At 37.6% G+C, this 13,436-nt stretch carries 13 protein-coding genes; 2 read left to right on the top strand and 11 right to left on the bottom strand.

What is annotated here, in order from left to right:
• Positions 1-7: 7 nt before the first annotated feature.
• Complete coding sequence (locus FAR12_RS13525; protein ID WP_126409186.1) at positions 8-499, bottom strand: divergent PAP2 family protein; 492 nt, start codon at positions 497-499, stop codon at positions 8-10.
• 127 nt (positions 500-626) lie between these two features.
• On the opposite strand from FAR12_RS13525, the gene sspL reads away from it, so the two are divergent.
• A complete protein-coding gene (sspL, locus tag FAR12_RS13520) occupies positions 627-767 on the top strand; it encodes a small, acid-soluble spore protein L (RefSeq protein ID WP_126409185.1) in 141 nt (46 codons plus the stop codon).
• 335 nt (positions 768-1,102) lie between these two features.
• Here sspL and FAR12_RS13515 read toward each other — a convergent pair whose 3' ends face one another.
• The 3 genes from FAR12_RS13515 to FAR12_RS13505 all read right to left on the bottom strand — a co-directional run bounded on the left by FAR12_RS13515 (position 1,103) and on the right by FAR12_RS13505 (position 4,096).
• On the bottom strand, positions 1,103-1,978 hold the full coding sequence (locus FAR12_RS13515) for a TIGR03943 family putative permease subunit (RefSeq protein WP_126409184.1): 876 nt from the start codon (positions 1,976-1,978) through the stop codon (positions 1,103-1,105).
• A gap of 13 nt (positions 1,979-1,991) precedes the next feature.
• Complete coding sequence (locus tag FAR12_RS13510) at positions 1,992-2,996, bottom strand: permease (protein ID WP_126409183.1); 1,005 nt, start codon at positions 2,994-2,996, stop codon at positions 1,992-1,994.
• Positions 2,997-3,124: 128 nt separating this feature from the next.
• The gene (locus FAR12_RS13505) at positions 3,125-4,096 is read right to left on the bottom strand and encodes a CobW family GTP-binding protein (protein ID WP_170972199.1); all 972 of its coding nucleotides are present in this window, start codon (positions 4,094-4,096) and stop codon (positions 3,125-3,127) included.
• 338 nt (positions 4,097-4,434) lie between these two features.
• On the opposite strand from FAR12_RS13505, the gene FAR12_RS13500 reads away from it, so the two are divergent.
• On the top strand, positions 4,435-5,598 hold the full coding sequence (locus FAR12_RS13500) for a metal ABC transporter solute-binding protein, Zn/Mn family (RefSeq protein ID WP_425456178.1): 1,164 nt from the start codon (positions 4,435-4,437) through the stop codon (positions 5,596-5,598).
• A gap of 73 nt (positions 5,599-5,671) precedes the next feature.
• On the opposite strand, the gene FAR12_RS13495 is transcribed toward FAR12_RS13500, so the two are convergent.
• From FAR12_RS13495 to galU, 7 genes are all read right to left on the bottom strand, one after another.
• Complete coding sequence (locus tag FAR12_RS13495; RefSeq protein WP_246010395.1) at positions 5,672-6,541, bottom strand: 5'-3' exonuclease; 870 nt, start codon at positions 6,539-6,541, stop codon at positions 5,672-5,674.
• Positions 6,542-6,609: 68 nt separating this feature from the next.
• On the bottom strand, positions 6,610-7,815 hold the full coding sequence (locus tag FAR12_RS13490) for an MFS transporter (protein WP_126409179.1): 1,206 nt from the start codon (positions 7,813-7,815) through the stop codon (positions 6,610-6,612).
• 347 nt (positions 7,816-8,162) lie between these two features.
• Positions 8,163-8,993: a sulfurtransferase gene (locus FAR12_RS13485; protein WP_126409178.1), complete on the bottom strand. Its 831-nt coding sequence runs from the start codon at positions 8,991-8,993 to the stop codon at positions 8,163-8,165.
• Between the two features lie 143 nt (positions 8,994-9,136).
• Complete coding sequence (locus FAR12_RS13480) at positions 9,137-9,844, bottom strand: hypothetical protein (RefSeq protein ID WP_126409177.1); 708 nt, start codon at positions 9,842-9,844, stop codon at positions 9,137-9,139.
• A gap of 207 nt (positions 9,845-10,051) precedes the next feature.
• Complete coding sequence (locus FAR12_RS13475; protein WP_126409176.1) at positions 10,052-11,041, bottom strand: NAD-dependent epimerase; 990 nt, start codon at positions 11,039-11,041, stop codon at positions 10,052-10,054.
• The gene (locus tag FAR12_RS13470) at positions 11,034-12,428 is read right to left on the bottom strand and encodes a UDP-glucose dehydrogenase family protein (RefSeq protein WP_246010392.1); all 1,395 of its coding nucleotides are present in this window, start codon (positions 12,426-12,428) and stop codon (positions 11,034-11,036) included. Before FAR12_RS13470 ends, FAR12_RS13475 begins: the two co-directional genes overlap by 8 nt.
• Positions 12,418-13,317 carry a UTP--glucose-1-phosphate uridylyltransferase GalU gene (gene galU / locus FAR12_RS13465; protein WP_126409174.1) on the bottom strand — a complete coding sequence of 300 codons (900 nt, stop codon included), beginning with the start codon at positions 13,315-13,317 and terminating at the stop codon, positions 12,418-12,420. Before galU ends, FAR12_RS13470 begins: the two co-directional genes overlap by 11 nt.
• Positions 13,318-13,436 lie beyond the last annotated feature (119 nt).

Raw genomic sequence — 13,436 nt, 5'->3', positions numbered from 1 at the left:
ATTCCTTCTAAAATTTTAGCCTAAATTTCGACCATTTTCTATCTTTTTTTGATATTAAATGCCCTAAAGTGCCAGTTAATACTCCTAGCACCGCTCCACCTAAAACTTCTTCAGGCTGATGGCCAAGCATTTCTTTGAGCTTTTTCGGGGATTTCTGCTCAAACTTTACTTTTTCGTCATGATGAATTTTGTCGACTAAGTCACCTAAATCATTTACCTTTAATGTGAGCTCTCCTGTTTGGCGCCTAATTCCTTGTGCATCATACATCACAATTAAGCCATAAATGAGTGAAAGAGCGAAATCAATGGTAGGGACCCCTCGCTGTAAAGCAATATAGGTTGTTAAAGATGATACTCCAGCTGAATGGGAGCTCGGCATGCCGCCTGTTTGAAAAAATAACTCTGGCCGCCATTCCTGTTCCTTCATGTAGTGAATTGGAATTTTCAATCCCTGTGCAAGTCCTATACTCAGTAGAGCAATATATACCCCTTTATTCATAGCTACACCTCTTTGTTTTTAGGCTCTAAGCTATAGTTTGATTTACGAGGGGAGAATCTATACAAAGGTATTGCATGACATTCGTTCCGTATGTAAATACTTTAATCATGACAAGGGAGGTGTTTGAATGGCTAAACATAACCAGCGTAATCGAGGAAAGAAAGCACCTGGAGTCAATCCTCAAGGATATGGTCAGGATGCCGAGTTAACAGAAAACCCCAAAAGTGAATTAGAGGCGCGAGCTAAGAAGTCGAATACAAAAATCTGATTAGTATTACGCTGTTATACCAAAACAACAATTCTCGACCGGTTCATGTGGACATTATTTCGGGGATTTCTGAAATTGTGCTCTCATGAACCTTTATGTAGACATTATTTTGTTAATATCTATTGATTCTGTTATTTGATTGACAACTATTACGCCCTTTCATCTGTTTCTGTCATCCAAACCTTATTTCATTGACAACTATTACACCCTTTCAGCTATTTCTGTCATCCAAACCCTATTTGATTGACAACTATTATATCTCTGGATAAAAACACTTCTTCGCCTCTCCTGTTCTTTAAGCTATAAAAATAGAACAACATCTAGACCCACCTAATCTACAGTATTTTAGTTAAAACTGGATAGATATAGGGACTCGCAGGTTCTTCGATAACAGTCCATTTTACAGCTTTGATTACAGGAATCTTAACTCCATTGTAGTTCATGACATCAAGCGTACCTTCTAGTTCAAGCCATGTGTCTTCTGGATATTCAGTTGCTTGCTCGAATTCTGCCATCAAACCGATGATGCTTGCATCTGCAATACAATGTGTAATCAGAAACCTAGAAAGTACAAGCTGATTTCCCTTCATCCCCTCTTCCTTATAAACAAACCCTTGAACCTTTATTTTCTTCCCCTGAAATTTCTCTGGAGTGTCACTTATAAATTCATAGTAAGAGGCGAATATATCCTCCTTCATCTCAATAAACTCTGTCTGTTCTAAGTTTTTCATTTTATCATCATATTCCTGGTTTGAAAGAAAATTATCATTAACGATTTCCTCTTCATCGCCAAATTCATACTCCAATAAATCTTCATCATATGAGTTACTATTAGACTGTGGGAGAACTGTCCCTTTATTAGCTGCAATTGAAGCATCTAATACGGTAGGTGAAAGCGCAAAACCTGTTACCAACGGAAAAAGAATGATCGAGTAGTTAACTAATTTTCTAGGAACAGATGCCGAATCACCATGGTCATGATTACAACCAGGAGGACAATAGGCATGTTCATCACGATTGTTTTCCCAGATCCGAAACAGTTGAATTAAAAATAATAATGTAAATATCCAAATAGCAAGGAAGCTCATATTTTCATATTTAGGATTAATATATTTGGATATATCCCCCGTTGTATGTAGCTTAATAAAGAACAAATCAAAAGCCAACAATAGAATAGCTTTAAAAAAATGTTGAAACCGGGTGCGTACCATTCTTTTCATCCTCCTAAAAGATACTCACTAGAGTAGTACTAATAAATACAATAACTGTAATGAGTACCAGCAAAATCAACACAAACCTTGCTTTAAACATACTCAACAACATGATTGTATTTTTCAGATCAATCATTGGACCAAATACTAAGAATGCTAAAATTGAAGTAGACGGAACTAAATTGCTAAATGATGCGCCGATAAAAGCATCCGCTTCCGAACATAAGGACAAGATATAGGCTAGTCCCATCATAACAACCGAGGAACCTACAACTCCATCACCAAAGACAAAAAGAGAATTGGCGGATATATATGTTTGAACTGCAGCCGCTATAAATGCGCCGATAATCAAGTATTTGCCCATATCAAAAAATTCATCGATTGAATGTTTCAACATACCTTCCATCTTGACCGTAAGTGACTCATTCCTTGTCCTTTTAGGAGCTGACGACGTAAAGTCTGATATCGTATGTTTCAATTGTTTTGATTTAAAAATAAAACTGATGATTAAAGCAATCACTATAGCTGCTGCAAAACCAACCCCCATCCTTAAGGCAGCCATTTTACTATCGTTTCCGAACGCCATATAAGTAGAGAATATGACAATCGGATTAATGAGCGGCCCTGTTAGAAGAAAGCCCACTCCAGCATGTAGTGGCACTCCTTTTTCCACTAATCTTCTTACAATCGGGACAATTCCACATTCACAAGCAGGAAACAAAGCACCGACTACACAACTCATCACAACTGCTAAAAATCGATTTTTGGGAATCAACCGGCGAATATGATCCTCTGTCACGAATATTTGAATGAACCCAGCGATAAGTACGCCAATTAATACAAACGGAATGGCTTCAATAAGAATACTCAAGAAAATCGTATTTAATTGCAGAAAAGAATCGGAAATATGAAAGGACAGTTTTTCACCAGCTAATTGACTAAACAAAATGAAATAAAGGACAATGCTAATGGCTATTAAACTTGTAAAATCGATTAGGTATGAATGTAGTTGGCGCATTGAAAAATCATTCCTTTGTCTTGTACTTCAACTCATTTTCAATATATATGCGATAAATTTCAATTTAAGTGTACAAACATAAAAAAGAAAGGCAGACCGAAAACTTTGCCGCTGCCCACTTCAACATGTTAATGACTTTTAGTTTTAAATGTACGATGATACTTTTCTAGAATTTCATCCTTATTTAACTTCTCCCCAATTAATATCATCGTCGGCTGGATGGTTGAGGAGTCCCTTATTTTCTCGAACAACAACGTACCAGAGGAGAATTGAAAATTATAGAAGCCTCCACCCTCTTCTAACTGAATAATTCCCTTTCCTCTCAAAACCGTTTTCGGCAACCTTTTTAACCAGGATTCAAGCTCTCTCTTTTTTATTACAGGTAAATTATCGATCCGTAGAGCGTTGATAGTAGAATGGTGATGATGATTCTGGTGATGATGTTCCTCACTTCTATCGTCATGATTATGACTTGAACTGTATCGTTTTAAAAATAGTTCCTTTACTGGGATAACTCCAAATTTTGTTTTATGAATTGGTACACCCGATTCGAGCTGTTCCCTTATCTTCCCCTCAACTTTGGTTAAGGTTTGCTCTTTAACAAGGTCTATTTTATTTAGCAAAACAATGGTGGCACTTGAGATTTGCTCTTTCAACAGTTTACGTACTTCTGCTGAACTCGAAAAAACACTCTGGTATTCAAGAAATTGGCTAGCATCTACAAGGCTAATCATGGAATGCAATTCAAAATAATCGGTGTACTCTGTTCCTAAAAGAGTTTCTTTTATTTCTAATGGGTTAGCAACGCCAGTCCCTTCAATTAATAAAACATCAATATTATTCTTACTCATTTCTGCAATAAATTCATTTAACGTGGCCTTTAAATCATCCTGAATCGTACAACAAATGCATCCATTTAATAGCTCGCGCACTTGCTGGTTTTCAAACAAGTGGCTTTCCACATTGATTTCTCCTAATTCATTCAAAATAATCCCTGGCTGCAGATTATTCATTTTGAATTCTTTTAACATATTTAAGAGGACAGTCGTTTTTCCACTTCCCAAAAAACCGCTTATCATATACACGGGTATTTTTTTCATCAAACCTATCTCCTTTTCTATCATTCTTTTCCATAGTTGAAAATCAAAATAAATCGTAATGATTATTATTTATAGTTAAGTCTATTAGGAAAACGAATGTTTATGACGATTAATTCAACTAACATCATATTGACGCTTATTTTTAGCAAAAATATTACTTTACACCATCACCTATTATTTCACTTCTTGGGTTGTAAATCGTAATGATTACGAAAATTTTTGTTTACAAGTCCCATTCTTTGTTATAAAGTATAAATCGTAATGATTACTATTTATATACATTTAAAGGTTTAGTAATCGTAATTTTGCAATTTATATTTTCATAAGGAGATGTTTTTTTGATGAAATTAAAATCTATTTATTTTGTACTAATGCTTGCTGTTGCTGCATTTCTAGGTGGCTGTTCTAGTAATGCTTCAGGGGAAAAAGAAACAGAAATAAACACGAATGTTCAATTAACTGTTTATACTACCATTTTTCCACTTGAAAATTTCGCAAGGTTAATAGGTGGTGATAAGGTAAATGTCAAAAGTGTCTATCCCCCAAATGTAGACGCCCACACTTTTGAACCAACAACAAAAACGATGGTCGATATCGCAGGTGCAGATCTGTTTATTTACACCGGTGCTGGTGTGGAGGGCTTTGCAGATAAAGCTGTCGAAGCTTTAAAGGATGAGAATGTAGAAATCATTAAAGCAGCGGATGGTATCGAATTGCTAAAAAGCTCACATGACCATGAACACGAGCATGCAGAGGGTGAAGAAGCTCACGATCACGGGCATGTGGAAGACGAAGAAGCTCATGATCACGAACATGTGGAAGGTGAAGAAACCCATGATCATGAACATACTGAAGGTGAAGAAGCTCATGATCATGAACATACTGAAGGTGAAGAAGCTCATGATCATGAACATACTGAAGGTGAAGAAGATCATGATCACGAACACACTGAGGGTGGAGATGGACACAACCACGGGGAATATGATCCTCATGTTTGGCTCGACCCAATCAGAGCTATTCAACTTGCAGAAAATATTAAAAATGCACTAGTGGAATTATCACCTGAGAATAAAGAGTTATTTGAATCTAACTTTGAAGATTTGCAGAAGAATTTAGAAGGATTGGATCAAGAATTTGCGGACACAGTCAATCAAGCCTCAACTAAAGAAATCTTAGTTTCACATGCTGCATACGGCTATTGGGCAGAGCGATACGGTATCGAACAGTTATCAATCTCCGGACTATCTCCAACACAGGAGCCTTCTCAAAGTCAGCTAAAGGCCATTGTCGAGGAATCAAAAGAACATAATCTTAAATATGTGATTTTTGACCAAAACGTAACTTCAAAGGTGGCAGAGATCATTCAAAAAGAAATCGGTGCAGAACCACAAACATTGCATAATTTAGAATCTGTTACTGATGAAGATATCAAAAATAATCAAGATTATTTTACGATTATGAAGAAAAATATCGATACTTTAAGGAAAGTACTAAATAACTAAATTGAGAGCACGTAAGCTACGCAAAACTAAAAAAAAGAAGATACTCGCCTAATAACGAGTATCTTCTTGATCTTTACCCTACATTTTCTTCATTCATTTGCAAGAAGCGCGTAAGTCCCTTAAATTCAACCTCAGCAAATTTATCGAGCACTTTATCACGATTAATGTTTAGAATCGCTTCTTCAAACGAATACTCAATCGGTACTTCACAATGAATTTCAGCCAGCTTTCGACTTAAATGAAGCATTTCCAAATCTTCTTCGATTTTCGTTTTTTGCGCTTTTGTTAGTTGATCCAAATTGGCAATAACTCCATCCACATGCTCGAACTGTTGAATCAGCTTTAATGCTGTTTTTTCACCAATTCCTCTTACACCTGGATAGTTATCACTTGGGTCTCCCATAAGAGCCTTAACGTCAATCATTTGATGTGGCTTGATTCCCTTTTCTTCAAAAAAAGTATCCTTAGTATGAACTAAATAATTGCCAAACCCTTTTTGTAAAAGAACTACCTTAATTCGTTCATCGAGTAACTGAAGGATATCTCTATCCCCCGTTAAAATATAAATATCTACATCTTCATTAAGATTTTTTGCAATTGTACCGATACAGTCATCTGCCTCATATCCTGCTAACCCGATGTTAGGAATATCAAAAGCTTCTACAACTTCTTTTACAAGATCAAACTGAGGAATCAGTTCTACAGGTGCTTCGCCACGATTCCCTTTATAGTCTTGAAACATTTCAGTACGAAAAGTTTTGCTGCCCATATCCCAGCATACCACTGCATGGCTAGGATTAAAGGAAGAGAATGCCGTTAGCATATGCTTTAAAAATCCTTGAACACCATTTGTCGGGACACCTTTTGAATTGATCATAAATTGTCCGGTAACAGCTGTTGCAAAAAATGCACGGAAAAGAAGTGCCATTCCATCAACGAGCATAAGCGATTTTCTATTGGATTCCACGTGCGTCCCTCCTGTAATTAACATAATCCCTATTATAACATGAATTACCCGTTCTGAAGGTCTACAACCTTCGTTTTCCGCTGTAAACGACGTTGCCAAATGATGGCTGTAATGAAGGTCAATACTAAAAGTAAGAATCCTAACATAAACGGATAAGCAATTTTCACATCATATAAAACACCTGCAAGTGTTGGTCCTAATACATTCCCAATACTCATATATGCATTATTCATTCCCATAGCAAAACCTTGTTCATTACCGGCCATTTTTGAAATTAAAGTATTTAAAACTGGACGGAGAATAGATGTTGCCAAGAAAATAAGTAAAGTGATAATGAAGAAAACAGAATAGCTTGGTGCAAAAATTGATAGAAGGAATCCACCTGCTGCAACCCCAATAAATAGGATTAAAACTGCTCCTTCCCCAAAGCGGTTAACAATTCGATCCACAATAAAGAGCTGAACAATAACACTAATAATCCCTGTTGAAGTTACCATGATCGCAATTTCTTGTGGTGTTGCACCATATAGATCATCCACAAATAGACCAAGTACAGACTCGTATGCCATTAAACCAAAACTCATCACTAATGTAATGATTAATGGAATAAAGTAAGGCATTTTTACAGAACGAATGATTTGATGAACCATAGACTCTTCTTCTGTTTGTACATGACTATTTTCAGGTACCGCTACCTGGCTTTCTTTTAATACAATGACGGAGAAAATAACGGCCACTAGAGAGACGAGCGCCGAAATTAGAAACGGCATTTTCAGACCAAAGTCTGCTAGGAATCCCCCAATTCCAGGTCCTATTACAATTCCTAGTGACATCGCCGCAGAAATCAAGCTATTCCCCTTTGCACGCTGAGCAATCGTAGTAATATCAGCTACATAAGCAAAGATTGCTGGTACTAGTAACGCTGCACCAATTCCTCCAATAACACGAGAAAAATATAACCACCAGATGGAATCAAAACCATAGAAAATAAACATAGATAAAGTAAGTCCGACTAGACCATAAATAATCATTTTCTTTCGGCCATATTGATCGGCCCATCTACCAGCAATTGGTGAGAATACAAGCTGAGCTCCGGCAAAAATGGCAATCATTAAACCTGCTGCTGTTCCTCCCTGCCCAATTGACTCCAAATACATAGGTAAAATCGGAATGACGATCCCAAAACTACCTATCGCAATAAACATGTTAATCATTAACATGAATAATTTTTTTCTTTGATCATTCGACATTAACATATCCCCTTTTCTTCTAGCTGTAGACATATAACAAAAGCGCAAGCGCCTTGAATAGCCCCGACAAGCGCTGGAAGGCCAGATGATGAAGTTTGTTCTTCAACTTCATCATCTGGTCTGAAGCGACCTCGAGGGGCTAGGCGCTGGAGCTAAACGTAGATGCACCAATAAAAAGTGATCCACTATTACGAAATCCATAATTTCCGAATCATGAAAAAACCTCCCTCCAACATTTGTTGGAAAGAAGGTGTATTTCTCCATTATCCACATGTTAATTATTACAACATTTTACTAGGGTTTCCACTAACTTTCAAGCTATTGGTACATTAAGTTTTTGTAAATCATTATTTACCAATTTCAATCTCATTCTCATCATAGGAAATCCAATCACTAAAGCTTCCTGCATACAGCTTAATATTTGTATACCCCGCTTCCTTTAACGCAATATAATTTGGTGTTGCCGTAACACCTGACCCACAATAAACAATGATTGGCTCATCTTTTGAAAGCTCCTGAAAACGTTCTTCTTGTTCTGAAGGCGTTTTGAAATGACCGTTTTGAAATCCCTCTACCCAATCTTTGTTGATGGCAGTAGGAATATGACCTGCTTTTTTATCAATTGGCTCCTCCACCCCTAAGTACCGATTACTTGCACGAGAATCAATTAAGGTTACGGAACGTTCCTTTACTGCCTGTTTGACATCCTCAATTGTTGCCAGCATGTCATCTTGAAGTTCAACTCGATACGTTGATAGGGTATTTGTAGGCACTTCATCACTAACTGGCAACGCAGATTCCTGCCATTCTTTAAAGCCACCATCTAAAATATAGACTTCTTCATGCCCTACATATTTTAGGAGCCACCAAAGTCTGGCTGCGTAAGAGCCTTCTCCACCATCATAGGCAACGACTAATGTTTGATTGGAAATCCCAACTTGCTCGAGTTTCTTTTGAAAATTCTCGACCTTTGGTAAAGGATGTCTTCCACCATGCTTTGTAACAACAGCAGATAAATCCTTTTCCAAATCAAAATACACTGCTCCAGGTATATGACTTTCTATGTATTGGGATTCACCAAATTGTGGATTTCCTAATTGGAATCGGCAATCAACAATCCTCACATTATCGTTGTTAAGTAAAGCAGTTAGTTCTTCCTTCGATATGAACGTTTTCATGGACTTCCCCACCCAATTTTTTTATTTACCATTCATTATACTAAATCCGCATCGAATGTACCAAATATTCACAAAAATAACCCCGATGCTTAGCTTTGTTTGGCTACGCAATCGAGGCATGCACGAACATTTTCATCAACTCTTTAGTTACGAATCGTTGCGCTCCATTGTCCTCCACCTTGAGTACATGTGAAGCTACCACTTGCATTTCTTCCATCAATTCGACCATTATATTCACAGTTATTTCCGTCACTACTGTTTCTGCGTAAAATACGGACATTATTTCCGGTCTGTTCCATTGTCATTACTGCTGTGATCGGATTTGCACCTTGACGCGTCCATCGAGCATCAAAGGTATTACTGTTCCCTCTACGGGTCCATACACCTCGCCAAGCACCTTCTTGCACTTCCCATGTTCTTCCTAGATCAGGTACTTGTGGTCCTCTTTGAATCGTCGCACTCCAAGCTCCTCCACCGCGAGTACAAACACTCTGTCCAGTTACTCGATTTCCAACTACCCTACCAACATATTGACAGTTGTTTCCGTCACTGCTGTTTCTTCGCGAGATACTCACAAAATCACCTAAGACTTGAACAGTTAGTACAGCAGTTATTGGGTTTGAGCCTTGCCTCGTCCATCTACCATCAAAGGTATTGCTATTTCCTCTTCTAGTCCAAACTCCTCGCCAGCCACCTTCTTCCACGTCCCAACGAGTTCCTAAATTAACTTGACGGGACGATAAGTCTTCATAATAGTCTGGTTCAACTGGATAAAAAGAAGGAACTGGATAATATGGACTTACACGAAAATTCGGATGGAAGAAATAATTCGGTTTTCTATAAAAATGCATACCCCTACCTCCTCAAAACACTTATTTTCCCCACCATAATATGTAAAGAGTATTAAAATGTACTTAGGAAATGGAACTAGGACAAAATAAGAAAAGCGAAAGAGCCTTTGAAATAATTCCAGCTTATCCCTGCGAAGAGTAACTTTTCTAGAATAAACCTTAAAAAAGAACCTTCCACAAATGGCGAAAAGCTCCTTTACGAATTAACTATTTATAGTAATCTCTATACCAATCTATAAATTTTTTCATTCCCTCATCAATCTTGACCAGCGGCTTATACCCTGTATCTTTGATCAACTCTTGAAGATCAGCATAGGTTTCAAGAACATCCCCCTGTTGCAATGGGACATATTCTTTTTGAGCTTTCTTTCCTACACTTTTCTCTAAGACCTCGATAAAATCTGATAAAGATACGGGATGTTGGTTGCCAATATTATAAATTTTATATGGGATTAAACCTTCCCGACTCGGTCCATTCATGATTAACCTAACAATCGATTCTACACAATCGTCGATATAAGTAAAATCTCTTTTCATTTTTCCATAGTTATAAATTTTGATCGGTTCTGAATTTAAGATCGCCTGCGTAAAAGAGAATACGGCCATATCGGGTCTCCCCCAAGGTCCATAGACTGTAAAAAACCTCATTCCAGTCGCTGGTAATTGGTATAAATGACTGTAGGTGTAGGCCATTAATTCATTGGCTCTTTTCGTCGCAGCATATAGACTAATAGGTTCGTCCACTCTCGCACTCTCGGAAAATGGGGTATCTGAATGATTGCCATAGACTGAACTTGAAGAGGCGTATAACAAATGGGGAATATGATGATTTCGACAACACTCTAGTATGTTTGCAAATCCAACTATATTAGACTGAATATACTTATCCGGATTAGTTAAGCTATAACGTACTCCCGCCTGTGCAGCCAAATGTACAACAACCTCAAAAGGATATTGCTGAAAAAGATGTTCCAATAGCTCCATATTTTCGATCGAACCTTTCATAAATGAAAAATTCGTGTCCTGTTTTAACAGGCTTAATCGATCCCATTTTAATTGAGGATCATAATAATCATTCATTTGGTCAATCCCAACCACCAACGACCCTTCATCTAAAAGCCTTTTACTTAAGTGGAAACCGATAAAGCCAGCACAGCCTGTTACTAACACGAGCTTAGGTACGTTCTGTTCAACCATGCAGATTCTCCTTTCGCAAATTCCCAACTCCTACTCCTTCATAGTAGAATCCATATTCAGCCATTTTTTTAGGCTCTAAAACATTTCGCCCATCAAAAAGGTATGGTTGCCGAACCCGTCTCCTCGCTTCCTTCCAATCCATGTGAACAATTTCGTCCCATTCCGTTACTAGAATTGCTGCATCCACATTATTTATTGCATCCAACGGATCAGTAGTTATCCAAATCTCCGGGTATATTGTCTTTACTAGCGCTGTACTTTTAGGGTCGTAAGCAGAAACAATTGCTTTATGGAGAAGAAGCTCTTTGATAAGTTTTAACGATGTAGCCTCTCTAATATCATCTGTGTTCGGCTTAAAAGTTAAACCTAATACCCCGATATGCTTATCTTCAAGTGAACCAAATAGATTGGATATTTTTTTCATAAACCAGGTCACTTGTGTTTCGTTAATCCCCACCGCTGCATCTAATATTTTTAAAGGCATTCCCACTTCTGAGGACATAGCTAATAAAGCCCTTGTGTCCTTTGGAAAGCAAGAACCACCATATCCTATCCCCGCTCGGAGGAAATCCGCTCCAATCCGTTTATCCATGCCCATACCTTTTGAAACAATAGATATATTAACTCCTAGCTCTTCGCTTACTCTTGCTAATTCATTAATAAATGATATTTTTGTAGCCAGAAAGGCATTAGATGCGTACTTAATCAGTTCTGCTTCTTTTCTATTTGTAAAAAGGATAGGGGCTTTGCTATGTTGGTAGAGTTTCTCCATCATTTGTCTAGCTCTCACATTTTCGCATCCTACAACAATACGGTCAGGATAGAGTGCATCATGAAGAGCACTTCCTTCACGAAGAAACTCCGGATTGGCTACAACATCAAATTTTATGTCCTTTTTGCGAAGATTGAGCTGTTCTTTGATGATAAATTCTACTTTTTCTCCAGTCCCAATTGGAACTGTGCTTTTAATAACGATTGTCCGATATTCTTGAAGTGCAGAGCCTACTGCTTTTGATACTTGCTCGATCTGTTCTAAATTCGCTGCTCCACTTGGTAAAGGAGGAGTACCAACAGCAATATAGATAAATTCACTTTGCCGAACCGCATCTTGAATATTGTTTGTAAATATTAACTGTTGTTGTTCTAAAAGGCTTTTTAATATTTCTTCCATCCCCTCTTCATAAAACGGAAGAATAGCATGGTTTAATTTTTCTAGTTTCTCCTTGTCCGAATCTACGACGAAAACGTGATAACCTTGTTCAGCAAAAGCAATACTTGTCGTAACACCTACATAACCTGCACCAATAACCGTGATATTCATAGATTCACCTTTTTTTGATTCAGTATATGGTCTTTTGAAAATTAAGTAACGGTAATCACCTATCATTTCCCGCGTTTCTCTCTATTTCCTTTAGTATTTCCTCCATATATTGAATCACTTCGTCACGTAATTCATCGCGTTCTAAAGCAAAGTCTAGTGTGGCGCGGATAAAGCCTTCCTTTGACCCGATATCATACCTTTTCCCTTGAAATTCATAGGCATAGACTGCTTGTTTGTGATTGAGGAGATTCAAAGCCTCCGTTAACTGTATTTCTCCATCTCTACCTGGAGTTAATTCTTTTAAAACATCAAAAATCTCTGGTCGTAAAATATATCTGCCCATGATCGCATAACGTGATGGTGCTTCCGATTGTCTTGGCTTTTCTACTAATCCATCAATATTTAATACATGTTCGTCAACTTCGACCCCTTTCAATTTGATAATTCCGTATTTCGATACCTCTTTCGCATCGACTTGCTGTACCCCTACAATCGACGAATGGTAACGCTGAAATACTTTAATTAATTGTTCTAAGCATGGAGTTTCCGACTTAACGATGTCATCACCTAATAATACAGCAAACGGTTCATTTCCTATAAAGCTCCGTGCACAATAAATGGCGTGCCCTAACCCCTTAGGCTCCTTTTGTCTTATATAGTGAATGTTGGCCAATCGGGATATTTGTTTTACTTCATCCAGCATTTCTAGCTTATTCTTTTTAGATAGTGCTTCTTCTAGCTCATAGGACTGATCGAAATGATCTTCAATTGAGCGTTTGCTACGACCGCTTATGATGATAATATCTTCGACGCCCGATGCGGCTGCCTCCTCGACAATATATTGAATCGTAGGTTTATCTACAATAGGAAGCATTTCCTTTGGCAATGCTTTAGTTGCCGGTAGAAATCTCGTACCTAAACCTGCGGCTGGTATAATCGCCTTTCGTATTTTCATATAACATCCCTTCCTAATGGCTCGTTATTTAATCATATGTTTTTTCTAAGGAAGAGTTTGAGAGATTCGTTTAGTACAACCATTTTTTTCAAGTTAACGAAAATCTTTTTCTTGGTGGA

Origin of the sequence: Bacillus yapensis, from assembly GCF_005280205.1 — a bacterium.
In the GTDB taxonomy this organism is placed as follows: domain Bacteria; phylum Bacillota; class Bacilli; order Bacillales; family Cytobacillaceae; genus Robertmurraya; species Robertmurraya yapensis.
This window is presented reverse-complemented; position numbering and strand designations above follow the sequence as displayed.

Coding starts and splice junctions, on each gene's coding strand:
- FAR12_RS13470 (WP_246010392.1), bottom strand. CDS start 12,428: ATGATAGGTGATTACCGTTACTTAATTTTCAAAAGACCATATACTGAA.
- FAR12_RS13475 (WP_126409176.1), bottom strand. CDS start 11,041: ATGGTTGAACAGAACGTACCTAAGCTCGTGTTAGTAACAGGCTGTGCT.
- FAR12_RS13495 (WP_246010395.1), bottom strand. CDS start 6,541: ATGCTCGTTGATGGAATGGCACTTCTTTTCCGTGCATTTTTTGCAACA.
- galU (WP_126409174.1), bottom strand. CDS start 13,317: ATGAAAATACGAAAGGCGATTATACCAGCCGCAGGTTTAGGTACGAGA.
- FAR12_RS13510 (WP_126409183.1), bottom strand. CDS start 2,996: ATGCGCCAACTACATTCATACCTAATCGATTTTACAAGTTTAATAGCC.
- FAR12_RS13485 (WP_126409178.1), bottom strand. CDS start 8,993: ATGAAAACGTTCATATCGAAGGAAGAACTAACTGCTTTACTTAACAAC.
- sspL (WP_126409185.1), top strand. CDS start 627: ATGGCTAAACATAACCAGCGTAATCGAGGAAAGAAAGCACCTGGAGTC.
- FAR12_RS13490 (WP_126409179.1), bottom strand. CDS start 7,815: ATGTCGAATGATCAAAGAAAAAAATTATTCATGTTAATGATTAACATG.
- FAR12_RS13525 (WP_126409186.1), bottom strand. CDS start 499: ATGAATAAAGGGGTATATATTGCTCTACTGAGTATAGGACTTGCACAG.
- FAR12_RS13515 (WP_126409184.1), bottom strand. CDS start 1,978: ATGGTACGCACCCGGTTTCAACATTTTTTTAAAGCTATTCTATTGTTG.
- FAR12_RS13505 (WP_170972199.1), bottom strand. CDS start 4,096: ATGAAAAAAATACCCGTGTATATGATAAGCGGTTTTTTGGGAAGTGGA.
- FAR12_RS13480 (WP_126409177.1), bottom strand. CDS start 9,844: ATGCATTTTTATAGAAAACCGAATTATTTCTTCCATCCGAATTTTCGT.